Raw genomic sequence first — 23254 nt, 5'->3', positions numbered from 1 at the left:
ATAGCCCAAACCCCTTGAAATCGCCGTAACGGCACTTATTTGGGCAGCAGTTCCGTATTGAAGTGGACGCCAGCCGCGCACAAGGGAAAACGCGGCTCGAGCATGCAGTTACCTGCGCAGCGCGAAAGCGGCGTCCGCACAGCGACCAAATTCTGGAGATTTGACAAAAATGGGCAAAATCATTGGTATCGACCTCGGCACCACGAACTCGTGTGTGGCGCTGATGGAAGGCAATCAGGTCAAGGTGATCGAGAACTCGGAAGGCGCACGTACGACGCCGTCGATCATCGCTTACATGGACGACAACGAAGTGCTGGTCGGTGCGCCGGCCAAGCGCCAGTCGGTCACGAACCCGCGTAACACGCTTTACGCAGTCAAGCGCCTGATCGGCCGCCGCTTCGAAGAGAAGGAAGTGCAGAAGGACATCGGCCTGATGCCCTACAAGATCGTCAAGCACGACAACGGCGACGCCTGGGTCGAAGCGCATGGCTCGAAGCTCGCGCCGTCGCAGGTTTCGGCCGAAGTGCTGCGCAAGATGAAGAAGACCGCTGAAGACTACCTCGGCGAGCCGGTCACCGAAGCCGTGATCACGGTTCCCGCGTACTTCAACGACAGCCAGCGTCAGGCCACCAAGGACGCCGGCCGTATCGCCGGTCTGGAAGTCAAGCGCATCATCAACGAGCCGACGGCAGCCGCGCTCGCGTTCGGTCTGGACAAGGCCGAAAAGGGCGACCGCAAGATCGCCGTGTTCGACCTCGGCGGCGGCACGTTCGACATCTCGATCATCGAAATCGCGGATGTGGACGGCGAAATGCAGTTCGAAGTGCTCTCGACCAACGGCGACACGTTCCTCGGCGGCGAAGACTTCGACCAGCGCATCATCGATTACATCATCGGCGAGTTCAAGAAGGAGCAGGGCGTCGACCTCTCGAAGGACGTGCTCGCGCTGCAACGCCTGAAGGAAGCCGCTGAAAAGGCCAAGATCGAACTCTCGTCGGGCCAGCAGACCGAAATCAACCTGCCGTACATCACGGCAGACGCCTCGGGTCCGAAGCACTTGAACCTGAAGATCACGCGCGCCAAGCTGGAAGCGCTGGTCGAAGACCTGATCGAGCGCACCATCGAGCCGTGCCGCGTGGCGATCAAGGACGCAGGTGTGAAGGTCGGCGACATCGACGACGTGATTCTCGTCGGCGGCCAGACGCGTATGCCGAAGGTGCAGGAAAAGGTGAAGGAGTTCTTCGGCAAGGACCCGCGCCGTGACGTGAACCCGGACGAAGCCGTGGCCGTTGGCGCCGCGATTCAGGGCCAGGTTCTGTCGGGCGACCGCAAGGACGTGCTGCTCCTCGACGTCACCCCGCTCTCGCTCGGTATCGAGACGCTCGGCGGCGTGATGACGAAGATGATCAACAAGAACACCACGATCCCGACCAAGCACGCACAGGTCTACTCGACGGCGGACGACAGCCAGTCGGCCGTGACGATCAAGGTGTTCCAGGGCGAACGCGAAATGGCAGCGGGCAACAAGCTGCTGGGCGAGTTCAACCTCGAAGGCATTCCGCCCGCACCGCGCGGCGTGCCGCAGATCGAAGTGAGCTTCGACATCGACGCGAACGGTATTCTGCACGTCGGCGCGAAGGACAAGGCGACCGGCAAGGAAAACCGCATCACGATCAAGGCGAACTCGGGTCTGTCGGAAGCCGAAATCGAGAAGATGGTGAAGGACGCCGAAGCGAACGCGGAAGAAGATCACCGTCTGCGTGAGCTGGCCGATGCGCGCAACCAGGGCGACGCACTGGTTCACAGCACGAAGAAGGCCGTGGCCGAGTACGGCGACAAGATCGAAGCCAGCGAGAAGGAAGCGATCGAAGCCGCGCTGAAGGACCTCGAAGAAACGCTGAAGAGCTCGTCGGCCGACAAGGCGACGATCGAGGCGAAGGTCGAGGCGCTCTCCACTGCGTCGCAGAAGCTCGGCGAAAAGATGTACGCCGACATGCAGGCACAGCAGGCAGGCGCGGCCGGTGCAGCCGGTGCGGGTGCCGCAGGTGCAGCCGGTGCCGAGCAGGCAGCGCAGAACAACGCGGACGACGTGGTCGACGCCGAGTTCAAGGAAGTCAAGAAGGACTAAGCCGGTTCGTGGCGGCCATGACCGTTTCGCCTGATCAGCGAACGGTCGTGGTGCTACGAAAGCGGCCGCATCGGTTACGATGCGTGTCAGCATTGCAGCGCCTGGCGAGCCTTCTGGCTCTCCGGGCACATTTGTTTTATGGAGGCCGTTCTCTTTCAGGGGCCGCCGCGGCGTGAGAAGCGCTCGTGCGGATGTTCGAAGGAACGGCAAACGGGTCACCAGATCCAGCATTCAAGAGGAGCCGGCGTGGGCCGCGAAGCACACGGCCGGCGTTGAACCGATATGGCGAAACGGGATTACTACGAGGTTCTGGGCGTCGCGAAGAACGCGAGCGACGACGAAATCAAGAAGGCGTATCGCAAGCTCGCGATGAAGTACCACCCCGACCGCAATCCGGACAACAAGGATGCGGAAGAGCATTTCAAGGAGGCCAAAGAGGCCTACGAAATGCTGTCGGACTCGCAAAAGCGCGCGGCTTACGACCAGTACGGGCACGCCGGTGTCGATCCCAATATGGGCGGCGCGGGCGCGCAGGGCTTCGGCGGTTTCGCGGACGCTTTCGGCGACATCTTCGGCGATATCTTCGGCCAGGCGGCTGGCGGCCGCGGCGGCCAGCGCAGCGGCCCGCAGGTGTATCGCGGCGCGGACCTGCGCTACAGCATGGAAATCACGCTGGAGCAGGCGGCGCACGGCTACGAGACGCAAATCCGCGTGCCGGGCTGGAGCGGTTGTGAAGTCTGTCACGGCTCGGGCGCGAAGCCCGGCACGAAGCCCGAAACCTGCCCGACCTGCCACGGTTCGGGTTCGGTGCGCATGTCGCAGGGCTTCTTCAGCATCCAGCAGACCTGCCCGAAGTGCCACGGCACGGGTTCCTACATTCCTGAGCCGTGCACGAACTGCCACGGCGCGGGCAAGGTTAAGGAAACCAAGACGCTCGAAGTGAAGATTCCGGCGGGCATCGACGACGGCATGCGCATTCGCTCGGCCGGCAACGGCGAGCCTGGCATCAACGGCGGGCCGTCGGGCGATCTGTACGTCGAGATCCACATCAAGCAGCACGCGGTGTTCGAGCGCGACGGCGACGACCTCCACTGCCAGATGCCGATTCCGTTCACCACGGCGGCGCTGGGCGGCGAGATCGAAGTGCCGACGCTGGCGGGCCGCGCGAGCTTCACGGTGCCTGAAGGCACGCAGTCGGGCAAGACGTTCCGTCTGCGCGGCAAGGGCATCAAGGGCCTGCGTTCGAGCATCGCCGGCGATCTCTATGTGCATGTCCAGGTGGAAACGCCGGTCAAGCTCACCGATCACCAGCGCGAAATGCTCCAGCAATTCGAAAAGTCGCTCGTGGAAGGCGGTTCGCGCCACAGCCCGCAAAGCAAGAGCTGGTTCGACCGCGTGAAGAGCTTTTTCGATTGATGCGCGATTGATGCGCTTTTTCGGCTTCCGTTTTTCGGCATCAACACGCAGTAGCAGGTAGTGATCGCAATGGCAGTCAATCCTGGCGGCGCGACGGGTGTCGCGATGTTCGCGCTGCTCGACGACGGCGACTCGACGGCGGCTAGCCGTTCGAGCCGCCTTTATACGGGGTTCGTGCGCGAACTTGCTTGCGAGCGCGCGGCGGACCTCGACGCGATGTGCGCGCAGGTGAACGCCGAACTGGGTGCGGGACTTCATGCGCTCGTGATCGGCGACTACGAGTTCGGGCGCACGCTCGAATTCGCAAAGCGCGATACCGCCTCATCCATCGAAACGCAGCACGGCCACGCCGCGCTGCGTTTTTTGTTGTTCGAACGCTGCGAAAAGCTCTCGCGTGAGGAAGCCGATGCGTGGCTCGCCGCGCAAGAGGGCAATGACGCACCGGCGCCAGCAGGCGTGGCGGGCGTGACGATCGGCGTCGATCGCGAGCGTTTCGAGCAGGACATCGCCGCTGTCCAGGACGCTTTGCGCGCGGGCGACTCGTATCAGATCAACTACACATACCGGCTCGGCTTCGAAGCGTACGGTTCGCCGCTCGCGCTTTACCGGCGCTTGCGCGAGCGTCAGCGCGTGCGTTACGGCGCGCTGATCGCGTTGCCGGGCGACCGCTGGGTGCTTTCGTGCTCGCCGGAGCTTTTCGTGGAGAAGCACGGCAAAACGTTGCGCGCGAAACCAATGAAGGGCACGGCGGCACGTTGCGCAGATGCGCAGCAAGACGCCGCCGCGGCGCGTTTTCTCGCAGGCGATCCGAAGAACCGCGCCGAAAACGTGATGATCGTCGACTTGCTGCGCAACGACCTCTCGCGTGTCGCGCAAACCGGTTCGGTGCGCGTGCCGGCGCTCTTCAGCGTGGAACCCTACGCTTCCGTCTGGCAGATGACCTCGACCGTGGAAGCGTCGCTGCGCGACGGCACGACGTTCGCCGACGCCATGCGTGCGCTCTTTCCGTGCGGCTCGATCACGGGTGCGCCCAAGCACCGGACGATGGAGCTGATCGAAGCGCTCGAGCATGCGCCACGCGGGCTGTACACGGGCACAATAGGCTGGCTCGAAGCACCGTCTAAAGATGAAAGTTGCGGTGACTTCTGCCTCTCGGTTGTGATCCGCACGTTGACGCTCGAGGCGCCCTCCAGGGGGGCGGCAGCCACGCGGCGCGGCGAAATGGGCGTGGGCGCGGGCATCGTGCTCGACAGCGTGGCCGCTGACGAATATGAGGAGTGCCGCTTGAAAGCCCGTTTTCTGACCGACGCCGATCCGGGCATCGAATGCTTCGAAACGATGTACGCGACGCGCGCCGAAGGCGTGCGACACGTCGAGCGTCATCTCGCGCGACTCGCGGCGAGTGCCGCGTGGCTCGGTTTTCCGTGCGATGTCGAGGCCTTGCGCACGCGCATCGACGAAACCTGCGCCACGTTTGCAGACGATCACGCGCCACACCGCGTGCGCCTTGCACTCGGCAAGAGCGGGGCGGCTACGCTCACCAGCGCGCCGCTTGCGGCACTTTCGCAAGACACCGTAGGTGTGCTGCTCGCGCCGGATCACGGCTTCCAACCGACCGAATCCGCCGACGCGCTCTTGCTGCGCAAGACCACGCGCCGCGCCGAATTCGATCGGGCATGGCGCGAGGCCGAAGCGCTGGGCGGTTTCGACATGCTGTTCTTCAACGAACGCGGCGAGCTGACCGAAGGCGGCCGCTCTAACGTGTTCGTGAAGCGCGAAGGCGCGTGGTTCACACCGCCGCTCGCGTCAGGCGTGCTGCCGGGCGTGATGCGTGGCGTGCTGCTCGACGATGAGGCGCTCGGCGCACAGGAGCGCGTGCTCACGCGCGACGACGTGCTCAACGCCGAAGCTTTGCTGCTGACGAATGCGCTGCGCGGCGCCGTGCCGGCACGCTTGATTCGTTGATGCGGCCGTAGCGCATCACGGCGCACCACAAAAAAAAGCGCGCTCCACATGGAGCGCGCTTTTTTCATTCTGCCAAGCAAAACCAAGGGATCAGAACACGTGCTCGGGTCCTGGGAACGTGCCTTCCTTCACGGCCTGCACATACGCGCGCACAGCCGATTCGATGTCGGGCTGGCCCGTCATGAAATCCTTCACGAAGCGCGGCCGCTTGCCGGGGAAAATGCCGAGCATGTCGTGCAGCACGAGCACCTGGCCCGAGCAGTCCACGCCCGCGCCGATGCCGATGGTCGGAATGCGCAACTGCTTCGTGACTTCCGCGCCGAGCGCCGCGGGCACGGCCTCGATCACCACGAGTTGCGCGCCCGCATCCTGCAGCGCCAGCGCGTCGCGAATCATTTGCGTGGCGGCCGCGTCGCTCTTGCCCTGCACCTTGAAGCCGCCGAACGCATGCACCGACTGCGGCGTGAGGCCGATATGTGCGCACACGGGCACGGCGCGCTCCACCAGCATCTTCACTGTGGGCGCGAGCCATTCGCCGCCTTCGATCTTGACCATCTGCGCGCCGGCGCGCATGAGCTTCACCGAGTTTGCGAACGCGTCTTCGGGCGTGCCGAAGGTGCCGAACGGCAAGTCGGCGATGATCAGCGCCTTGGTTTGCGCGCGCGCCACGCACGCCGTGTGATACGCGATGTCGTCGATGGTGACGGGCAGCGTCGTCGTGTGGCCCTGAAGCACGTTGCCGAGCGAGTCGCCGATCAGCACCGTATCGACGCCCGCGCGGTCGCACAGCGCGGAGAAGCTTGCGTCATAGCAGGTCAGCATGGCGATGCGCTCGCCCGCGTCGCGCATGGCCTGGAGTTTGGGCACGGTGACCGCGCTGCGGCTCGTTTCCTGCAGGTAAGTCATGGGGAAATCCGTTGGGAAAGGGAAAACGGGAGAGGGGCTGCGCCGCTCGATCGCGCCGGTCGGCGCGACAAGCTATAGCGACGTGCCCTTGACGAACGATTCCTTGCGGCCGCGCATCGTCTCGATACGTTCGACGACGAGCGCGAGGTCCGCATCGGAATCGAGCAGATCCAGATGCTCCGCGCCGACGGTGAGCACCGGCGCATGATCGTAATGATAGAAAAAATCGTTGTAGCTGTCGCAGAGCGCACGCAGGAACGCGCTCGAGATAGACAGCTCGCGCGGCACTGCGCGCTTCTGGATGCGCGCGTACAGCGCCTCGGGGCTCGCCTGCAGATAGACGACGAGGTCGGGCGCGGGAGCGGACGACGTGAGCCGCGAGGCGAGCGCACGGTAAAGCGGCAGTTCGTCTTCAGCGAGGGTGAGGCGTGCGAACAGGTCGTTGCGTTCGGCAAGGAAGTTCGTCACGAGCGCCGCGCCGGTTCCGCGGCGCGCGGCCACTTCGCGCGAAAGCTGCTCGCGCTGCAAGGCGATATGCAACTGCGCCGCGAGCGCATGCGACGACGGCGCCGTATCGCGATACACGCGCTCCAGAAACGGATTCTCGGCGTTCGATTCGAAGAGCGTCTGCATCGACCAGCGCTCGGCCAGACGCGTGGCGAGCGTGGTCTTGCCCGCGCCGATCGGCCCTTCGATCACGATGTACTGGAGCGCCGCTGGCCGCGTGGCGCGCGCGCTGACGACGGGCAGGGGTGTCGTGCTCATCGGCAGTTGCCGGAGGGCGGCGTGTCCGGCGCAGGTGCCGCGCCCATGCACTGGCACAGCGGCTTGACCTTCTCGATGCGCTGGTCGGCCACGGCGGCGAGGAACGCACTGGCGGGCCCCTGGCCCGGAATCACGAGTTCGGGATCGATCTCGACGAGCGGCACGAGCGCGAACGCGCGGCCCGTCATGCGCGGGTGCGGCACGACGAGGTCGGGTTCGCCGATGGTGTAGTCGCCGAAAAGCAGGATGTCGATGTCGAGCGTGCGGGGCGCGTTGCGAAAGGGACGCTCCCGGCCGAAGTGATGCTCCACGCGCTGGCACAGCGCCAGCAACGCGTGCACGTCGAGACTCGTCTCGATCTTCACGACGCAGTTGAAATAGTCGTCGCCGCCCGCGTCGATGGGCGCGGTGCGGTACAGACTCGATTTGGCGACGACGGTGAGGGTGTGCTGTTGTGCGAGGCACACCACCGCGTCTTTGAGGGTCTGGCGCGCATCCCCCAGATTCGCGCCAACTCCCAGCCAGGCAACCGTCATGGCTTCACTTCCTGCGACTGTTGTTGCGGTTCGACACGTGTGCGTCGCGGCATGCCGCGACGCCCCACGGCGTCAGTCCTCGTGCGGACCGGCTTGGCCGTCATAGTCTGCACTGCTGGCTTCCTGCTCGTCACCGGCCGTGCCGGCTTCCGACCCAGCGCCTTCGCCCGTTTTGCGGCTCTTCGCGCCGCCGCGGCGGCGGCGTTTGCGCGGCGAGCGTTCCTTGCCGCCTTGCGCGAGAAGCGTTTCGCGCGCGGCGTTGTCGCCGGAAATGAAGTCCGTCCACCATTGGCCGACTTCGGCGTCCAGCTCGCCCGATTCGCAGCGCAGCAGGAGGAAATCATACCCCGCTCTAAATCTTTGGTGTTCCAGCAGCTTGATCGCGCCGCGGCCACGCTTTTCGAGGCGCAGCTGCAGGCCCCAGATCTCGCGCATGTCCGACGAGAAGCGGCGATGGATCGCGAGCTTCTCCGTTTGCGCGTCGATCACGTCGTCCATCGCGCGATGGAGCGCCGGCACCGGGATTTCGCCCGCGGCCGTGTACTGCTGCCAGCGCTGCTGCACGTCGTGCCAAAGCAGCGTGGCGAACAGGAAGCCAGGCGAGACAGGCTTGCCCGCACGCACGCGCGCGTCGGTGTTCGAGAGCGCGAGCGTGATGAAACGCTCGCCCTGCGGCTGCTCGAGAATCACGTCGAGCAGCGGCAGGAGGCCGTGATGCAGCCCTTCCTTGCGCAGCCACTTCAGGCACTCGAGCGCGTGGCCCGAGAGCAGCAGCTTGAGCATCTCGTCGAAAAGACGCGCCGCCGGCACGTTGTTGATGAGGTCCGCGAGCTTCGTGATCGGCTCGCGCGTGTGCTCTTCGATCTCGAAGCCGAGCTTCGCCGCGAAACGCACCACGCGCATCATGCGTACCGGGTCTTCGCGGTAACGCGTGGCCGGGTCGCCGATCATGCGCAACAGGCGCGCACGCATGTCGGCCATCCCGTTGTGATAGTCGAGCACCGTCTGCGTAGCCGGGTCGTAGTACATCGCGTTGATCGTGAAGTCGCGGCGCGTGGCGTCTTCGTGCTGCTCGCCCCAGACGTTGTCGCGCAGCACGCGGCCGCTCGCATCCACGGCGTGCGTCTTGCGGTCGAGTTCGTCGCGGCGCATGCGCTTGGCAGGCGCCGGAGCGGGCGCTGCATCGGCGGGCGGAGCGTCCACCAGTGCGCGGAACGTCGACACTTCGATGATTTCCTGGCCGAACTGCACGTGCACGATCTGGAAGCGCCGGCCGATGATGCGCGCGCGGCGGAACAGCTTCTGCACCTGGTCGGGCGTGGCGTCGGTGGCCACGTCGAAGTCCTTGGGCGCGACGCCGAGCAGCAGGTCGCGCACCGCGCCGCCCACGATGAACGCCCGGAAACCCGCTTGCTGCAGGCCTTCGGTCACGCGCACCGCGTTGCGCGAGATGAGCGCGGGATTGATGCCGTGGATGTCCGCCGAAAGGATGACGGGCGTGGCCGGATCGGGCGCGCCTTTGCCTGCGCGCGGCTTCGTGGCTTTCTGCGCGCTGGCCGGCTTGCGACGCGCGCGGGTGGTGCCTGCAACTTCATGCGAGGCGGTGTGCGGGTCGGCGGCGGGGGCTTCGGTGTCTTGCGCCGCTTCGGCGTCGTCCTGGCCGAACAGCTTGCGGATGAGTTTCTTGATCACTGGGCTTGGAACAAATCGAGAATGCGCCAGCCCGCTTGTTGCGCGTGAGCGCGCAGGGTGTCGTCGGGGTTGGTGGCGATCGGGTCGGTGACGTTTTCGAGCAGCGGGATGTCGTTGTGCGAGTCGCTATAGAAGTAGCTGTGCTCGAAGTCCGACAGGCTCTTGCCGAGCGAGGCGAGCCACTGCTCGACGCGCACGATCTTGCCTTCGCGGTAGCTCGGCGTGCCCGTCGGGCGGCCCGTGAAGGCCGATGCTGGATGGCCGTCCACGGTTTCGACTTCGCACGCGATCAGCTTGTCCACGCCGAACACCTCGGCGATGGGCGCCGTGATGAATTCGTTGGTGGCCGTGACCACGCAGCAGAGGTCGCCCGCTTCCTTGTGCTTTTTCACGAGCTCGACCGCGCTCGGCAGGATGGTCGGCTTGATCACCTCGTGCATGTACTGGTCGTGCCACTCCTTCAGCTGCGCGCGCGAGTATTTCGCGAGCGGCGTGAGCATGGCGACGAGGTAAGCGTGGATGTCGAGCTTGCCGGCCTTGTAGTCGGCGTAGAAGCGGTCGTTTTGCTCCGCAAAGCGCTCGCCGTCGACAATGCCGAGCTTCACCATGAAGCGGCCCCATTCGTGGTCGCTGTCGGTGGGGATCAGGGTGTGATCGAGGTCAAAAAGTGCAAGGTTAGCCATGGGCGCTCATTTTACTTGAAGCGGGGGACGCCGGTGCCGCCGCCGGCGGGCGGCGTTGGCGCGGCGGGGTCCGCGGGGGATTCGGGGCCGGAGGGCGTGTCGCACGCGCCGGGCGGTTCGGTGTCTTGCGCTTTGGCCGGATCGGGCGGTGCCGATGCCGGGGCGTCTGCCGATGCTTCTTTCGGCGCTTCGCCAGCGTTCGCGGCGCTTGCGTCCGGCGCATCGAGATCGCCGCGCAGCTCGCCGCTCATTTCGTTGCTCACGTCGGCTTCGACTTCGCCCTTGAGCTCGGTGCCCAGTTCCTTGTGGACGACGTGACGATATTTGGCCCCCAATTCGCCTTCGACGTTGTCAGTCGGTTTGTCGAAGGGCGCGGGCGCAGATGACCGCGTCTGCAATGCCGGTGCTTTCGGGGCCTCGTAGGGCTGGGCGTCGTCGGGCTCTGCGGCTGGCGGTTCCGGCTCGCTCGAGAAGAGCTCCGGTGTTGCAGAATGCTCGTCGTCTTCGGCGGGTTGCGTTTGCGCCTCGGCGTCGCCGCCTTCATCTTCGTCTGCGCTGTCCGCTTGCGCCGGTTCTTCGCCGGAAAGCACGTCTTCCGCCGCTAGCGTGCTCGCTACGCCGACCAGATCGCCCACGCCCTTGGCGAGCATCGCGCGCAGGAGCGGCAGCGTCACCGCGCGCTTCTGTTCGAGCGAGAAGCGGTCGAGCGCATCGAGCAAGCCCATGAGGCTCGGCATGTCGCGCCGGAAGTGCGTGAGCAGGTAGGCGGGCACGTCGTCGGCCAGCGCAATGCCGCGCTCGCGCGCCGCGAGCTTGAGGATGGCCGCCTTGCCCTCGTCGGAGAGCGGCGCGAGGTGGAACACGAGTCCCCAGCCCAGGCGCGTGCGCAGGTCCTCGCGCACGGCGAGACCCATCGGCGGCGCATTGCCCGTCGCGACGAGCGCGCATGCGGGGTACGAACGCACCTCGTTGAACAGGTTGAATAGCGCGATCTGCTGGGCGCCCGAGAGCGAGTCGCAGTCGTCCACCGCGTAGATCGTCACGCGCGGATCGAACGTGAACGCGGCCAGCGCGCTTTGCGGGCCCAGATAGCGCACGTGGCCCGGCGGCGCTTCGTCGGCGAGCGCGTGCAGCAGGTGGCTGCGGCCGTTGCCCGGTTCGCCCCAGACGTAGAACGTGCGATCGGCGATCGGGCCCGCCATGAGCGCGGCGTCCAGACCGCGCAGGCGCGCGACCAGCTCGGCGTTGGCGCCGATATGGAAGTTGTCGAAGGTCGATGGCGGCGGGGTGCCGAGATCGAGCGTTAACTGTCGCTGCACGGTGTGTCTGGACGGAATCGGTTCTAGTGAAGCGTGCTCTCGTGAGAACTGCGGAGATCACTGGGCCGCGAGCGCCGCGGCACGTTGCCGAGGGCGAGCGCGGACCCGGTCCAGAGAGCGGCCCGACGCGGCTGCGGTGCAAAATGCGGTGCGAAGTACGGTGTGTTCTGCGGCAAAACTCGGTTTCCGGTCGTGAGGCGCAGGGCAGGCGCGTTCCAAATCTCGCTCCACCCGCGGCGGCGGGGCGCCGTCAATCGGTTAAAATCGCATTTTACCGACCTTCTGGCGCTTCCCCATGAATCAACCGAAATCCGGCCCCGCTAATCAGGAACAAGGCCTCTCCTACGCCGACGCTGGCGTCGACATGGTCGCGGGCGACGCGCTCGTCGACCGCATCAAGCCGTTTGCGAAGAAGACCCTGCGCGAAGGCGTGATGGGCGGCATCGGCGGATTCGGCGCGCTCTTCGAAGTGCCGAAGCGGTACAAGGAGCCCGTGCTGGTTTCGGGCACCGACGGCGTGGGCACGAAGCTGCGTCTCGCGTTTCATCTGAACAAACACGACACGGTCGGCCAGGATCTCGTCGCGATGAGCGTGAACGACATCCTCGTGCAGGGCGCCGAGCCGCTGTTCTTCCTCGACTACTTCGCCTGCGGCAAGCTGGATGTCGACACGGCGGCCACGGTCGTGAAGGGCATCGCGCAGGGTTGCGAGCTTTCGGGCTGCGCGCTGATCGGCGGTGAAACGGCTGAAATGCCGGGCATGTACCCCGACGGCGAGTACGACCTCGCGGGCTTCGCGGTGGGCGCGGTCGAAAAGAGCAAGATCATCGACGGCAGCACGATCACCCCGGGCGACGTTGTGCTGGGCCTCGCCTCGAGCGGCATCCACTCGAACGGCTTCTCGCTCGTGCGCAAGATCATCGAGCGCGCGCAGCCGGACCTCGCCGCCGACTTCGACGGCCGCTCGCTCGCCGACGCGCTGATGGCGCCCACGCGCATCTACGTGAAGCCGCTGCTCAAGCTGATGGAAACCATCACCGTGAAGGGCATGGCGCACATCACGGGCGGCGGTCTCGTCGAAAACATTCCGCGCGTGCTGCGCGACGGCCTCACGGCCGAGCTGGATCACGCCGCATGGCCGCTGCCGCCGCTCTTCACGTGGCTGCAAAAGCACGGCGGCGTCGCCGATGCGGAAATGCACCGCGTGTTCAACTGCGGCATCGGCATGGCGGTGGTTGTGGCGGCGGATCAAGCCGATGCAGCCGCTGCGCTGCTGGCAGCCGCTGGCGAGCAGGTCTGGAAGATCGGCTTCGTGCGCGAAAGCAAGGAAGGCGAAGCGCAGACCGTGGTGGTCTAAGCCTCACGCGTTCCGGCGCAAAAAAATGCCCGCCATCGATTGGCGGGCATTTTTGCTTTTGGGCGCGGCGATTTGCGTTACAGCACCGTACGCACGTGCCAAAGCTCGGGAAACAGCACGACATCGAGCATCTTGCGCAGATACGGCGCGCCATTCGTGCCGCCCGTGCCCTGCTTGAAGCCGATGATGCGCTCGACTGTCGTCACGTGGCGGAAACGCCATTGGCGGAACGCGTCTTCGAGATCGACGAGCTCTTCGGCCATCTCGTACAAATCCCAGTACTCCGAAGGATTGCGATACACCTCCAGCCATGCGGCTTCGACCGTGGCATCGTGTGTAGTGGGCTGCGTCCAGTCGCGGTTCAGGCGTTCGGGCGCGATCGCAAAGCCGCGCCGCGCGAGCAGGCGGATCACTTCGTCATAGAACGATGGCGCTTCGAGTGTCGCTTTCACCTGCTCGAGAATTTCGGGCCGGTGCTCGTGCGGCTTGAGCATCTGTTCGTTCTTGTTGCCGAGCAGAAACTCGATCTGGCGGTACTGGTAAGACTGGAAGCCCGACGACGCGCCTAGATACGGCCGCATGGCCGTGTATTCGGAGGGCGTGAGTGTGGACAACACATTCCACGCCTGCACGAGCTGCTCCATGATCCGAGATACGCGCGCCAACTGCTTAAACGCAGGCGGCAGCGCATCGCGATGCACATTCGCCAGCGCCGCGCGCAACTCATAAAGCGCGAGCTTCATCCACAGCTCGCTCGTCTGATGCTGGACGATAAACAGCATCTCGTTGTGATCGGGCGACAAAGGATGCTGCGCGTTCAGCACGGCATCGAGCGCGAGGTAGTCGCCGTAGCTCATCGACTTCGAGAAGTCGAGCTGCGCCTCGTGCCAGCCTTCGCCCTCAGCCGCTGGTGCTTGCGTCGCGGGAGCGGGCGCGCCTGTGCCGTGCCCGAACGGGCAGCCGCCGCGTGCGGCGCCGGCGGCTTCACTCGCGGTTTCACCCGCGTCGGGCATACCCGGAATCTGCATGTGATCGTTCATCTGCCGCTCCTCAGGTTACCGCGCCGCGCTCGGCGAATTCGGGCTTGCGCCAGGCTTCGGTGGCCAGCACGTCACGCAGCGTCTCCACGGCGTCCCACACGTCGACGTAGCGCAGATACAGCGGTGTGAAGCCGAAGCGCAGCACGCGCGGCTCGCGATAGTCGCCGATCACGCCGCGCGCGATCAACGCCTGCATCACCTCATAGCCGTGCGGATGCTCGAAGCTCACGTGTGAGCCGCGATCCGCGTGAGCGCGCGGCGTGACGAGCGTGAGGCCGTACTCCTTGCAGCGCGTCTCGACCAGTTCGATGAAGAGATCCGTGAGCGCGAGCGACTTGCGGCGGATGGCCTGCATGTCGGTTTGCAGGAACACGTCGAGACCGCATTCGACGAGCGCCATCGAAATGATCGGCTGCGTGCCGCAGAGAAAGCGCGCGATGCCGTCGTCGGGGCGGTACTCGGGGCTCATCTCGAACGGCTTCTTGTGGCCCCACCAGCCCGAGAGCGGCTGCGAGAACGCGCTCTGATGGCGCTTGGGCACCCACACGAAGCCGGGGGAGCCTGGGCCGCCGTTCAGGTACTTGTACGTGCAACCCACGGCGTAGTCGGCATTCGCGCCGTTCAGGTCCACAGGCACCGCGCCCGCCGAATGCGCGAGATCCCACAGTGCGAGCGCGCCCTGCGCGTGAATATGCTCGGTGAGCGCGCGCATGTCGTGCATCTCGCCGGTGCGGTAGTTCACGTGCGTGATCATCGCCACGGCCACGTCTTCGCGGATCGCGGCGCGCAGCTCGGAAGGATCGTCGACGAGGCGCAGCTCGTAGCCGCGGTCGAGTTGTTCGATGAGCCCTTGCGCGATGTACAGGTCGCTCGGAAAGTTCGAGCGCTCCGAGACGATCACGCGGCGCTTCGGGTCGCGCGCGTTCTGCACGCGCAGCGCGGCGGAAAGCGCCTTGAAGAGGTTGATCGAGATGGTGTCGGTGACGACCACTTCGTCTTGCGCTGCGCCGATCAGCTTCGCGAGCTTGTTGCCCAGACGCTTGGGCATGGCGAACCAGCCCGCCGTGTTCCAGCTGCGGATGAGGCCTTCGCCCCATTCGCCGCCGATCACGGCCTGCGCGCGCGCGGCCGAGGCCGAGGGCGGCACGCCGAGCGAGTTGCCGTCGAGATAGATGGTGCCGGCCGCGAGCGTGAATTGCTCGCGCAGGGCGGCGAGCGGATCGGCGCGATCGGCTGCCAGGGCTTCGTTGCGGTCGTTCATGTCTAACGTTTCGTTGTGTGGCGGATTGAGGGGATTCAGTCGGCGGCGGCTTGAGGCAACTTAAGGCAACTCGCGCAGCACGGCGCGCACGGGGCTCGCATCGAGCGTCGAGAACTTAAGCGGCAGCGCGATGAGTTCGTAGTCGCCGGGGGCTACGTCGTCGAGCACGACGCCTTCGAGGATCGCCATGCCGTGCGCGCGAATGCGGTGATGCGCGTCCATCGTCTTCGATTCCTGCGGGTCGAGCGAAGGCGTGTCGATGCCAATCAGCCGCACGCCGTGCGCGGCCAGCAGATCGATGGTTTCCGGCGCGACGGCGCAAAACTTGCTGTCCCAGTGGTCCTGCGGCGCGTGCGCGTAAGTGCGCAGCAGCACGCGCGGCGGGATGCCTGGCAGTGCGCCTTCCACATGCGCGGGCAGCACGAGCGGCGCAGCGCCCACGCAATGAATCACGCGGCACGCGCCGATATACGTGTCGAGCGGCACTTCGCCGATGGGCGCGCCTTCGGCGTCGTAGTGCAGCGGGGCGTCCGTGTGCGCGCCGGTGTGGGGCGAAAGCGTCACGCGCGCGACGTTGACCGGCGAGCCCGCCTCCATGCGCCACACGCGCTCGACGCCAACGGGCGTATCGCCGGGCCAGACGGGCGTTTCGGGGTGAATCCGCGGGGAAATGTCTTTGATCTGTGTCATCTCAAAGTTGCTTCGTCTCCTGATGCTTCGAATGATAGGCAACTCCCCGCGAAATGTGCTTGCGAAAAAAACGCCGCAAACTTCGGTTGTTGGCACATAATTTGTCTTAAGACGGGAATGGAGACCAAATATGAACGCAATCTCGCTTGATGCTACCGATTGCCGTATTCTCGCCGTGCTGCAGAATGAGGGGCGGATCAGCAATCTCGATTTGGCGGAGCGCATTTCGCTCTCGCCATCGGCGTGCCTGCGCCGTTTGCGGCTGCTCGAGGAGCAGGGCGTGGTGGAGCGTTACCGCGCCAGCCTGAACCGGGAGATTCTCGGCTTCGAGATGGAGGCGTTCGTGCAGGTGTCGATGCGCAACGACCAGGAAAGCTGGCACGAGCGTTTCGTCACGGCGCTGCGCGACTGGCCGGAGGTGGTGGGGGCGTATGTGGTGACGGGCGAGACGCACTACCTGCTGCGCGTGCTCGCGCACAACCTCAAGCACTACTCGGACTTCGTGCTCAACAAGCTGTATAAGGCGCCGGGCGTGATGGACATCCGCTCGAACATCGTGCTCACGACGCTCAAGGTGGAAGTGGGCGTGCCCGTGGATCTGATCGCGCAGCGCGAGCCGAAGAGCGCGCCGGCATAAACGGGAACGCGGGGACGTGCGCCCCGCGCCGGATCAAAGCGACTGGAGCTGGTGGAACGCGCCGCCGTGGAACACGAGCGGCGAAGCGTCCGTGCCGTCTTCGCGCACGCCGCAGCGTTCCACTTCCCCGACGAAAATCACGTGGTCGCCTTCGTCGTAGCGGCTGCGGTTGTGGCACTCGAACCACGCGATCGCGCCGTCCAGCACGGGCATGCCGGTGTCGCCGGCCGCGTGCGAGACGCCCTCGAAACGGTCGCCCTTCACGGTCGCAAAGCGCTTGCACAGGTCGAGCTGCGACGCGGCGAGCACATTGATCACATAATGGCTGTTCGAGCGGAACACGGGCATCGATGCCGAGCGCGTGGCGAGGCTCCACAGCACGAGCGGCGGATTGAGCGAGACCGAGTTGAACGAACTGGCCGTAATGCCGATGAGCGTGCCGTCCGGCGCGCGCGTCGTGATCACGGTCACGCCGGTGGCGAACTGGCCAAGCGCGCGGCGGAATGCGCCGTCGTCGAAATTGGGCGGGGTGGCGCGGCGGGTCATCGGTGCAGGCCTATACGGACAGCGCGGGCCGCGCGCGCGGCGGCGGGAGCAGAAATCGGGATCAACGTCATGTGGAAATTCGGCGAATTGTCACAATTTTAGCGGAAGCGGCGGATGGCGGGTCGCGCGGGGCACCGCGCAGTTGTGTCCGCCATTGCGTCCGCAGCCACGATCAAAGGAGCGAACAGCATGAGTCAGACAGTCGAAACGGCCACCCTGGGCGGCGGATGTTTCTGGTGCCTGGAGGCGGTGTATCTGCGCGTGGAGGGCGTGAACGCGGTGGAATCGGGCTACGCGGGCGGCCACGTGGCAAACCCGGGCTACGAGCAGGTCTGCGACGGCGAAACCGGCCACGCTGAGGTCGTGAAGGTGGATTTCGATCCCGCGATAATCAGCTATCGCGAGATTCTCGACATCTTCTTCGCGATTCACGATCCCACGCAGGTCAACCGCCAGGGCAACGACGTGGGCACGCAGTATCGCTCGGCGATCTTCACGCACTCCGAGGCGCAGCGCGAGACGGCCGAGCAGGCGATCCGCGAGCTGGCCGCCGAAGGCGTGTACGACGGCAAGATCGTCACCCAGGTGCTGCCGCTCGACGGCAACTATTTCCCCGCCGAGGCGTATCACCAGAACTACTTCGCACAGCACCCGAACCAGGGCTATTGCTCGTTTGTGGTCGCGCCGAAGGTCGCGAAGTTCCGCCAGAAGTTCGCGCACCGGCTCAAGGCAGAGTAAGTGGCAAAAGCGGGCGGCCTCGGTGCCGCCCCGCGTCTCAGTCCTCGTTTTGTTGTTCTTCTTGCGCGCCGGGCGGTGCTTCGTCCGGCGTGGCGTCTTGCGCGGCGTCCAGCGCCATTTCCCCACGTAGCCGATCCATCTCGTCCGCAATGGCCCGCGCGAGCTTCCCGCACGTGAGCGGCGCCGATCCCTCCGCCTTGTTGTTCGTCGTGATCAGCACGGGCTGGCCCGCCATCGCGTAGCGCGCGGCCAGTTCCGCGAGCGTCACGCGCGTGTGCGGGTCTTCGTCCACCAGCTTGTCGAACGGCTCGTAGCGCGCCTTCGCCTGCTCGTACTTGAAGCCGCTGTGCAGGCTCCAGCGCACGATCAGCGGGCCGGCCGGGGCTTCGCCGTCCATCAGCGCAAGCGCGGCGGCCTGGCGCAGCGGGTCCGGCATGCGCGCGTGCAGGCCCACGCAGTAGCGCACGCCCGCGGCGCGCAGCGTGCGTACGAAGCGCGGCGTGAGCAGGATGGCGTCGCGGATTTCGACGGCGTAGCAGGGGCCGTCGCCGGCTGCGGCAGGCCCGGCTGATTGGGGCAGTGGCGGCAGCGCGGCGAGGAAGGCCGTGAGCCGTTCGACGAACGCCGCCGGGTCGGCCAGAAGCTGATCGGGCAGCGGCGGGAACTGGAACACGAGTGCGCCCGCCTTGCCGCCCAGGCCCGCGAGGCACGGCTCGACGAATTCGCGCGCGGCCAGCTCCGCGTTGAGAAAGCACGGGTTCGCCGAAACGGGCTCGCCACGCTCGCCGCGCACGCTGGCGTCGGTGACGAGCGCCGGCGCCTTCACGATGAAGCGGAAGTGGTCCGGCACCTGCTGTGCGTAGCGCAGGTAGTCGGTGACGGTGAGCGGCGCGTAGAACGAGCGGTCGATGCTCACCGAGCGCAGCAGCGGATGCGCGCCGTAGGCCGAGAGGCCGTCGCGGGCAAGCTTGGACTGGCTGTAGTCCTCGCCGTAGACGATGCCGCGCCAGCCCGGAAACGACCATGACGAGGTGCCAAGGCGCACGCTCGCAGGCAGCGCGGCGGCGACGTCGAGCGTGTCTTGCGTCGCGACGGCGGGCAGCACGCCGCGGCCGCGGCGCTTGGGGGCGTCGGGGTTAGGTGTGGGCTTTTTCGGCGGTTTGGGGCGCGGCTCGCTTTCGTCGCGCGCTTGCACTTCGGCGTCGTCTTCGTGCGTTGTGGCGGATTTCGAGGTGCGTTTCACCGCAGGCGTGGGCACCGGTGCCGCGAAACCGAACAGGTCGGGCTGCGGCTCGGCGCGGGCTTCGGTTTTCGGCGCGTTGCGGCGCGTGGCCGGGCGGGCGTCGTCGCGGCCGGAGTCGTTGGCCGGCACACCCGTCATGTCGCCAAACAGGTCGTGGCCGTCGTCGCGTTCGTTCATGCAGTGGCGTCGCGCAGTGGCGTCGTGATGGCGGTGGTGGGGCAAAGCCGCCTGGGCCGGGCGCAACTGCGGGAACAGTCGGTTCGCTGGCGGCGCGGCGAGCCGCGCCGCCGCCCGCGTCAGAGCGGCTTCTCGTACATATACCGGCGCGACCACGGCAGCGTTGTCGCGCTGCGGCCGGCCTTGCGGCAGACGATCTGGAAGATCGACACGTCGTCGTGCTCGAACGCGTACGCGCAACCCGCCAGATAAACGCGCCAGATGCGGAACTTCTCGTCGTCGACGAGCTGTTTCGCTTCCTCGGCGCGCGCCTCGAAATTCTCCGCCCACAAATCGAGCGTGTGCGCATAGTGACGGCGCAGGCTTTCCACGTCAACCGCTTCGAGGCCGCCGCGCTGCGCCGCTTCGAGCGCGAGACCGATGTGCGGCAGCTCGCCGTCGGGGAACACGTAGCGGTCGATGAACTCGCCGCCGCCGAGCGCCGTTTCGCCCGATTCGGCGTCCGACGAGGTGATGCCGTGGTTCATGGCGACGCCGTCGTCGGCGAGCAGGTCGTGGACCTTGTGGAAATAGCCCGGCAGATTCTTGCGCCCGACGTGCTCGAACATGCCCACGCTCGTGATGCGGTCGAACTGGCCCTGGATGTCGCGATAGTCCTGCTGGCGGATCTCGATGCGGCCTTCGAGCCCGGCGGCCTTCACGCGCGCGGTGGCGAGATCGAACTGGTTCTGCGAGAGCGTCACGCCCACGCAGCGCGCGCCGAACTTCTGGGCCGCGCGCAACACGAGCGCGCCCCATCCGCAGCCGATATCGAGCAGCGTGTGGCCTTCCTTCACCTGGATCTTCGTGAGGATGTGGTCGATTTTCTTGAGCTGGGCCGTGGCGAGATCTTCGTCGCCGTTCTCGAAGTACGCGCACGAATAGACCATGTTCTCGTCGAGCCACAGCTTGTAGAACTCGTTCGAGACGTCGTAGTGGTACTGGATGGCCTGCTTGTCCGTGGACTTCGAGTGCGTGAAATAGCGGCGCACGCGCGCAAGCTTGCCGGCGCTCGTGACGGTGTTGCGCGCGAGCAAATAGCTGATGTTGATGATGTCGGCGAGCTTGCCTTCGATGTCGATCTTGCCCTTCACGTAGGCCTCGCCGAGATTGTCGAGGCTCGGCGTGAGCAGGAGCGGCAGTGCCGACGCGCTATTGACCTTGAGCGTGACCGCAGGCGCGGCGAAGTGGCCGAAGTCGTATTGCTGTCCGCTCCAGAGCACGAGGCGGGCGGGCAGGTCGGCCTTCGTGCGCACTTCGTCTACCCACTGTGCGAGTTTTTTCTCCCAGAACATGCGTTTCTCTCCATGTCAGATGAACGGTTGAAGCCCAATGACAAAAGCGAATTGCGATGCAGGTTTTTTGGCAACAGCGTTAAGGTAACAGCGAGCTACTGAACGGCGTGCAACGAAAGCGATGAAACGAAAGACAAGATGCGCGCGGCGTAAAGCACTTACGCCGCGCGCATGCGATCAAGGCGCGAGACGTTCGATCTTCCACGCAGCGCTCGCGCTCTCACGCGTATAGCGGATGCGGTCGTGCAGCCGCGACGGCCGGCCTTGCCAGAACTCGATGGCCTGCGGCACGAGCCGGTAGCCGCCCCAGTGCGGCGGGCGCGGCGGCGCCTCGCCATACTGCGCCACGATTTCGCGCTCGCGTGCTTCGAGCGTCTCGCGGTTCGCGATCACCGTACTCTGCTCCGAAGCCCACGCGCCAATGCGCGAGCCGAGCGGGCGCGAGTTGAAGTAGGCGTCGCTTTCCTCGGCGCTCGTGAGCTCGACTTTGCCCTCGACGCGGACCTGACGCTCCAGCTCGATCCAGTGAAAGAGAAGCGCTGCGTGCGGATTCGCGCTCAGCTCGCGGCCCTTGCGGCTCTCGTAGTTCGTGAAGAACACGAAGCCGCGCTCGTCCACGCCCTTGATGAGCAGGATGCGTGCGGCGGGACGGCCCTGTGCGTCGACAGTGGCGACCGTCATGGCGTTGGGCTCGGGCAGCTTCGCGTCGAGCGCCTGGGCAAACCAGGTCTGGAACTGGCGGATCGGATCGGGATCGACGTCGGCGGCGTCGAGCGAGCCGAGCGAGTAGGTCTTGCGGAGATCGGCGAGGGATGTCATCTTTTATGCAGACGCTTCAATGCGGACAAGTATATCGAACAGGCAGGGAGCGGAGGCGCCCGGCCTCGTTTGGCGCGATCAGGCAAAATACGGGTCTTGCGAGGACCGCGACAGCAGCGTGCGAGCGGTCCGCTTACGATTGCCTACCGCCATGTCCAGTACCCCGATTTCCCCTGCCGCCGGCTCTGTCGATCTTACCCCGAGCCCTGCCGACGATGTTGCCGACCGCGCCCGCCGATTCGGCGGAATCGCGCGGCTTTATGGCGCACCCGCGCTCGACGCGTTCGAGCGCGCCCATGTCGCCGTGATCGGCATTGGCGGCGTAGGCTCGTGGGCCGCCGAGGCGCTAGCGCGCAGCGCGATCGGCAAGCTCACGCTCATCGACCTCGACAACGTGGCCGAGAGCAACACCAACCGCCAGATCCACGCGCTCGACGGCAACTATGGCAAGCCCAAGGTCGAGGCCATGGCCGAGCGCATCAAGCTCATCGACCCGGCCTGCGATGTGCGTCTCGTCGAGGATTTCGTGGAGCCGTCGAACTTCGGCGAGTTGCTGGGCGGTGGCTTCGACTATGTGATCGACGCCATCGACAGCGTGCGCACCAAGACCGCGCTGATCGCCTGGTGCGTCGAACACCGCGTGCCGCTCATCACGGTGGGCGGCGCGGGCGGGCAGCTCGACCCCACGCGCATCCGCATCGACGATCTCGCGCTCACGATCCAGGACCCGCTGCTTTCCAAGGTGCGCGGCCAGTTGCGCAAGCAGCACGGCTTTCCGCGCGGGCCGAAGGCCAAGTTCAAGGTAAGCGCCGTGTATTCGGACGAGCCGCTCATCTATCCGGAAGCGGCTGTGTGCGATATCGACGCCGAGGCCGAGCACGTGACCACATCGCCGGGCCATCACGGTCCGGTGGGGCTGAACTGCGCGGGCTTCGGCTCGAGTGTGTGCGTGACCGCGAGCTTTGGTTTCGCGGCGGCCTCGTATGTGCTGCGGGCGTTGGCGCATCGAGCCAACACGCGCTGAACCCGGACCGCAAGAATGCGAAAAAGCGTGCCTCGTGAGGCACGCTTTCGCATAGCGCCGAAAAGCGAACGACGCGCGGTGGTCGCTTATTCCACCGCTTCCGCTTCGTGCAGGCGCGGCAGCAGGCGATCGAACTCGCGGCGCACGAGACCGTAGCACTCGCATGCGCGAGCTTCGAGGCGTTGGCGGTCAAGTATGCGGATCTTGCCGCGGCTGTGATGGATGAGACCTTCGTCATGCAGCTTGCCCGCCGCTTCCGTGACGCCTTCGCGCCGTACGCCAAGCATGTCGGCGATGAGCTGCTGGGTCACGCTCAGATCGTTGGAATCGACGCGGTCGACTTCGATCAGCAGCCACCGGCAGAGCTGCTTGCTCAGCGAATGGTGGCGGTTGCAGGCGGCCGTCTGTGCGACCTGCGTGAGCAGCGCATGCATGTAAAGCAGCGTAATGCGGCGCAGGAGCTCGGAGCGCGCGAATTGCTGCTTGAGCGCCTGTGCGCTGATGCGGTAGGCAAAGCCCGCGCTCTGCACCTGCACGCGATTCGGCATCGTCTCGCCGCCAGTCAGCACTGGCACACCGGTCATGCCTTCCCGGCCCACGGCTGCAATTTCGACGGAGCTGCCGTCTTCCATTGTCGTGAGCATCGAAATGACGGCCGTCGTCGGAAAATACACGTGATGAATGCGCTGGCCGCAGTCGCAAAGCAGTTGCTCTGTGCGCAGTTGGACGAGCTCGAGATGCGGCGCCAGCGCCTGCCACTCGTGAGACGGAAGTGCGCCCAGCAGATGGTTGCCGTGCAGATCGGATTGAAGGGTCAACATGATCGGTCCTCGCGTAAAGCGGCGTGTGCCGCCTCCTGTTTTTTCTGTTTCCGGTTTTTGAACTTGTTGTTATCGCCGTTACCCGTACGGCTATACATTCATTCGCCGGCCCCATAAGCCCTTAGCGTTTTTCCGATCTCGTTTGTCGGCATCTACG

At 65.5% G+C, this 23254-nt stretch carries 20 protein-coding genes and 1 pseudogene; 7 read left to right on the top strand and 14 right to left on the bottom strand.

The features are described from left to right. Nucleotides 1-169: 169 nt before the first annotated feature. From dnaK to pabB, 3 genes are all read left to right on the top strand, one after another. Nucleotides 170-2128 carry a molecular chaperone DnaK gene (dnaK, locus tag VSR72_RS10495; RefSeq protein WP_342952305.1) on the top strand — a complete coding sequence of 653 codons (1959 nt, stop codon included), beginning with the start codon at nt 170-172 and terminating at the stop codon, nt 2126-2128. Between the two features lie 282 nt (nt 2129-2410). Next, nucleotides 2411-3544, top strand: coding sequence for a molecular chaperone DnaJ (gene dnaJ, locus VSR72_RS10490; protein WP_133182515.1), 1134 nt, complete (start codon nt 2411-2413; stop codon nt 3542-3544). Between the two features lie 69 nt (nt 3545-3613). Further along, nucleotides 3614-5509: an aminodeoxychorismate synthase component I gene (gene pabB, locus VSR72_RS10485; protein WP_342952304.1), complete on the top strand. Its 1896-nt coding sequence runs from the start codon at nt 3614-3616 to the stop codon at nt 5507-5509. 90 nt (nt 5510-5599) lie between these two features. Here pabB and panB read toward each other — a convergent pair whose 3' ends face one another. From panB to hda, 6 genes and pseudogenes are all read right to left on the bottom strand, one after another. Then, the gene (panB, locus tag VSR72_RS10480) at nt 5600-6415 is read right to left on the bottom strand and encodes a 3-methyl-2-oxobutanoate hydroxymethyltransferase (protein WP_321928078.1); all 816 of its coding nucleotides are present in this window, start codon (nt 6413-6415) and stop codon (nt 5600-5602) included. Between the two features lie 72 nt (nt 6416-6487). After that, nucleotides 6488-7180: a deoxynucleoside kinase gene (locus VSR72_RS10475; RefSeq protein ID WP_342952303.1), complete on the bottom strand. Its 693-nt coding sequence runs from the start codon at nt 7178-7180 to the stop codon at nt 6488-6490. Next, nucleotides 7177-7716, bottom strand: coding sequence for a 2-amino-4-hydroxy-6-hydroxymethyldihydropteridine diphosphokinase (gene folK / locus VSR72_RS10470; protein WP_342952302.1), 540 nt, complete (start codon nt 7714-7716; stop codon nt 7177-7179). Before folK ends, VSR72_RS10475 begins: the two co-directional genes overlap by 4 nt. Nucleotides 7717-7788: 72 nt before the next feature. Beyond that, nucleotides 7789-9408, bottom strand: coding sequence for a polynucleotide adenylyltransferase PcnB (pcnB, locus tag VSR72_RS10465; RefSeq protein ID WP_342952301.1), 1620 nt, complete (start codon nt 9406-9408; stop codon nt 7789-7791). Further along, entirely contained in the window at nt 9405-10091 is a 687-nt protein-coding gene (locus tag VSR72_RS10460; RefSeq protein WP_342952300.1) for an HAD family hydrolase, read from the bottom strand. Before VSR72_RS10460 ends, pcnB begins: the two co-directional genes overlap by 4 nt. Before the next feature lie 641 nt (nt 10092-10732). After that, nucleotides 10733-11410: pseudogene (gene hda, locus VSR72_RS10455) on the bottom strand (DnaA regulatory inactivator Hda); the annotation flags it as partial. Nucleotides 11411-11705: 295 nt separating this feature from the next. On the opposite strand from hda, the gene purM reads away from it, so the two are divergent. Then, a complete protein-coding gene (gene purM / locus VSR72_RS10450) occupies nt 11706-12767 on the top strand; it encodes a phosphoribosylformylglycinamidine cyclo-ligase (RefSeq protein ID WP_342952299.1) in 1062 nt (353 codons plus the stop codon). A 77-nt stretch (nt 12768-12844) separates the two neighbouring features. Here the strand turns inward: purM and kynA are convergent, their stop codons facing one another. From kynA to kynB, 3 genes are read right to left on the bottom strand one after another with little or no spacing between them, the layout of a single operon-like run. Continuing rightward, nucleotides 12845-13807, bottom strand: a complete 963-nt coding sequence (kynA, locus tag VSR72_RS10445; protein ID WP_342952298.1) for a tryptophan 2,3-dioxygenase — start codon at nt 13805-13807, stop codon at nt 12845-12847. Between the two features lie 10 nt (nt 13808-13817). After that, entirely contained in the window at nt 13818-15068 is a 1251-nt protein-coding gene (gene kynU / locus VSR72_RS10440; protein WP_342952297.1) for a kynureninase, read from the bottom strand. A 60-nt stretch (nt 15069-15128) separates the two neighbouring features. After that, nucleotides 15129-15758 (bottom strand): arylformamidase, encoded by a 630-nt coding sequence (gene kynB / locus VSR72_RS10435; RefSeq protein WP_342952296.1) that lies wholly within the window; start codon nt 15756-15758, stop codon nt 15129-15131. A gap of 130 nt (nt 15759-15888) precedes the next feature. Here kynB and VSR72_RS10430 point away from each other — a divergent pair, with 130 nt between their 5' ends. Beyond that, a complete protein-coding gene (locus VSR72_RS10430) occupies nt 15889-16395 on the top strand; it encodes an Lrp/AsnC family transcriptional regulator (RefSeq protein WP_028202039.1) in 507 nt (168 codons plus the stop codon). A gap of 33 nt (nt 16396-16428) precedes the next feature. Here the strand turns inward: VSR72_RS10430 and VSR72_RS10425 are convergent, their stop codons facing one another. Beyond that, nucleotides 16429-16941: a flavin reductase family protein gene (locus VSR72_RS10425; RefSeq protein WP_233880161.1), complete on the bottom strand. Its 513-nt coding sequence runs from the start codon at nt 16939-16941 to the stop codon at nt 16429-16431. Between the two features lie 189 nt (nt 16942-17130). Between VSR72_RS10425 and msrA the strand changes: the two genes are divergently transcribed. Next, complete coding sequence (gene msrA / locus VSR72_RS10420) at nt 17131-17679, top strand: peptide-methionine (S)-S-oxide reductase MsrA (protein WP_342952295.1); 549 nt, start codon at nt 17131-17133, stop codon at nt 17677-17679. A gap of 37 nt (nt 17680-17716) precedes the next feature. Here msrA and VSR72_RS10415 read toward each other — a convergent pair whose 3' ends face one another. From VSR72_RS10415 to pdxH, 3 genes are all read right to left on the bottom strand, one after another. Beyond that, the gene (locus VSR72_RS10415; RefSeq protein WP_342952294.1) at nt 17717-19099 is read right to left on the bottom strand and encodes a DUF72 domain-containing protein; all 1383 of its coding nucleotides are present in this window, start codon (nt 19097-19099) and stop codon (nt 17717-17719) included. 119 nt (nt 19100-19218) lie between these two features. Further along, nucleotides 19219-20433: a cyclopropane-fatty-acyl-phospholipid synthase family protein gene (locus tag VSR72_RS10410; RefSeq protein ID WP_342952293.1), complete on the bottom strand. Its 1215-nt coding sequence runs from the start codon at nt 20431-20433 to the stop codon at nt 19219-19221. Between the two features lie 177 nt (nt 20434-20610). Further along, nucleotides 20611-21252, bottom strand: a complete 642-nt coding sequence (gene pdxH, locus VSR72_RS10405; protein WP_342952292.1) for a pyridoxamine 5'-phosphate oxidase — start codon at nt 21250-21252, stop codon at nt 20611-20613. 151 nt (nt 21253-21403) lie between these two features. On the opposite strand from pdxH, the gene tcdA reads away from it, so the two are divergent. Beyond that, nucleotides 21404-22276: a tRNA cyclic N6-threonylcarbamoyladenosine(37) synthase TcdA gene (gene tcdA, locus VSR72_RS10400; RefSeq protein WP_342952291.1), complete on the top strand. Its 873-nt coding sequence runs from the start codon at nt 21404-21406 to the stop codon at nt 22274-22276. Nucleotides 22277-22362: 86 nt separating this feature from the next. On the opposite strand, the gene VSR72_RS10395 is transcribed toward tcdA, so the two are convergent. After that, complete coding sequence (locus tag VSR72_RS10395; RefSeq protein WP_342952290.1) at nt 22363-23097, bottom strand: Crp/Fnr family transcriptional regulator; 735 nt, start codon at nt 23095-23097, stop codon at nt 22363-22365. Nucleotides 23098-23254: the final 157 nt, after the last annotated feature.

This window comes from Paraburkholderia sp. JHI869, assembly GCF_038900775.1.
Lineage (GTDB): Bacteria > Pseudomonadota > Gammaproteobacteria > Burkholderiales > Burkholderiaceae > Paraburkholderia.
The sequence above is the reverse complement of the archived record's forward strand: the minus strand, read 5'-3'. Positions and strand labels throughout refer to the sequence as shown.

Excerpts from the sequence above, each read along its gene's own strand:
- VSR72_RS10460 (WP_342952300.1), bottom strand. The coding sequence starts at position 10,091 with ATGGCTAACCTTGCACTTTTTGACCTCGATCACACCCTGATCCCCACC.
- pabB (WP_342952304.1), top strand. The coding sequence starts at position 3,614 with ATGGCAGTCAATCCTGGCGGCGCGACGGGTGTCGCGATGTTCGCGCTG.
- tcdA (WP_342952291.1), top strand. The coding sequence starts at position 21,404 with ATGTCCAGTACCCCGATTTCCCCTGCCGCCGGCTCTGTCGATCTTACC.
- VSR72_RS10475 (WP_342952303.1), bottom strand. The coding sequence starts at position 7,180 with ATGAGCACGACACCCCTGCCCGTCGTCAGCGCGCGCGCCACGCGGCCA.
- kynU (WP_342952297.1), bottom strand. The coding sequence starts at position 15,068 with ATGAACGACCGCAACGAAGCCCTGGCAGCCGATCGCGCCGATCCGCTC.
- folK (WP_342952302.1), bottom strand. The coding sequence starts at position 7,716 with ATGACGGTTGCCTGGCTGGGAGTTGGCGCGAATCTGGGGGATGCGCGC.
- purM (WP_342952299.1), top strand. The coding sequence starts at position 11,706 with ATGAATCAACCGAAATCCGGCCCCGCTAATCAGGAACAAGGCCTCTCC.
- dnaK (WP_342952305.1), top strand. The coding sequence starts at position 170 with ATGGGCAAAATCATTGGTATCGACCTCGGCACCACGAACTCGTGTGTG.
- pdxH (WP_342952292.1), bottom strand. The coding sequence starts at position 21,252 with ATGACATCCCTCGCCGATCTCCGCAAGACCTACTCGCTCGGCTCGCTC.
- VSR72_RS10425 (WP_233880161.1), bottom strand. The coding sequence starts at position 16,941 with ATGACCCGCCGCGCCACCCCGCCCAATTTCGACGACGGCGCATTCCGC.
- kynB (WP_342952296.1), bottom strand. The coding sequence starts at position 15,758 with ATGACACAGATCAAAGACATTTCCCCGCGGATTCACCCCGAAACGCCC.
- panB (WP_321928078.1), bottom strand. The coding sequence starts at position 6,415 with ATGACTTACCTGCAGGAAACGAGCCGCAGCGCGGTCACCGTGCCCAAA.
- dnaJ (WP_133182515.1), top strand. The coding sequence starts at position 2,411 with ATGGCGAAACGGGATTACTACGAGGTTCTGGGCGTCGCGAAGAACGCG.
- VSR72_RS10410 (WP_342952293.1), bottom strand. The coding sequence starts at position 20,433 with ATGTTCTGGGAGAAAAAACTCGCACAGTGGGTAGACGAAGTGCGCACG.
- msrA (WP_342952295.1), top strand. The coding sequence starts at position 17,131 with ATGAGTCAGACAGTCGAAACGGCCACCCTGGGCGGCGGATGTTTCTGG.
- VSR72_RS10415 (WP_342952294.1), bottom strand. The coding sequence starts at position 19,099 with ATGAACGAACGCGACGACGGCCACGACCTGTTTGGCGACATGACGGGT.
- kynA (WP_342952298.1), bottom strand. The coding sequence starts at position 13,807 with ATGAACGATCACATGCAGATTCCGGGTATGCCCGACGCGGGTGAAACC.
- VSR72_RS10430 (WP_028202039.1), top strand. The coding sequence starts at position 15,889 with ATGAACGCAATCTCGCTTGATGCTACCGATTGCCGTATTCTCGCCGTG.
- VSR72_RS10395 (WP_342952290.1), bottom strand. The coding sequence starts at position 23,097 with ATGTTGACCCTTCAATCCGATCTGCACGGCAACCATCTGCTGGGCGCA.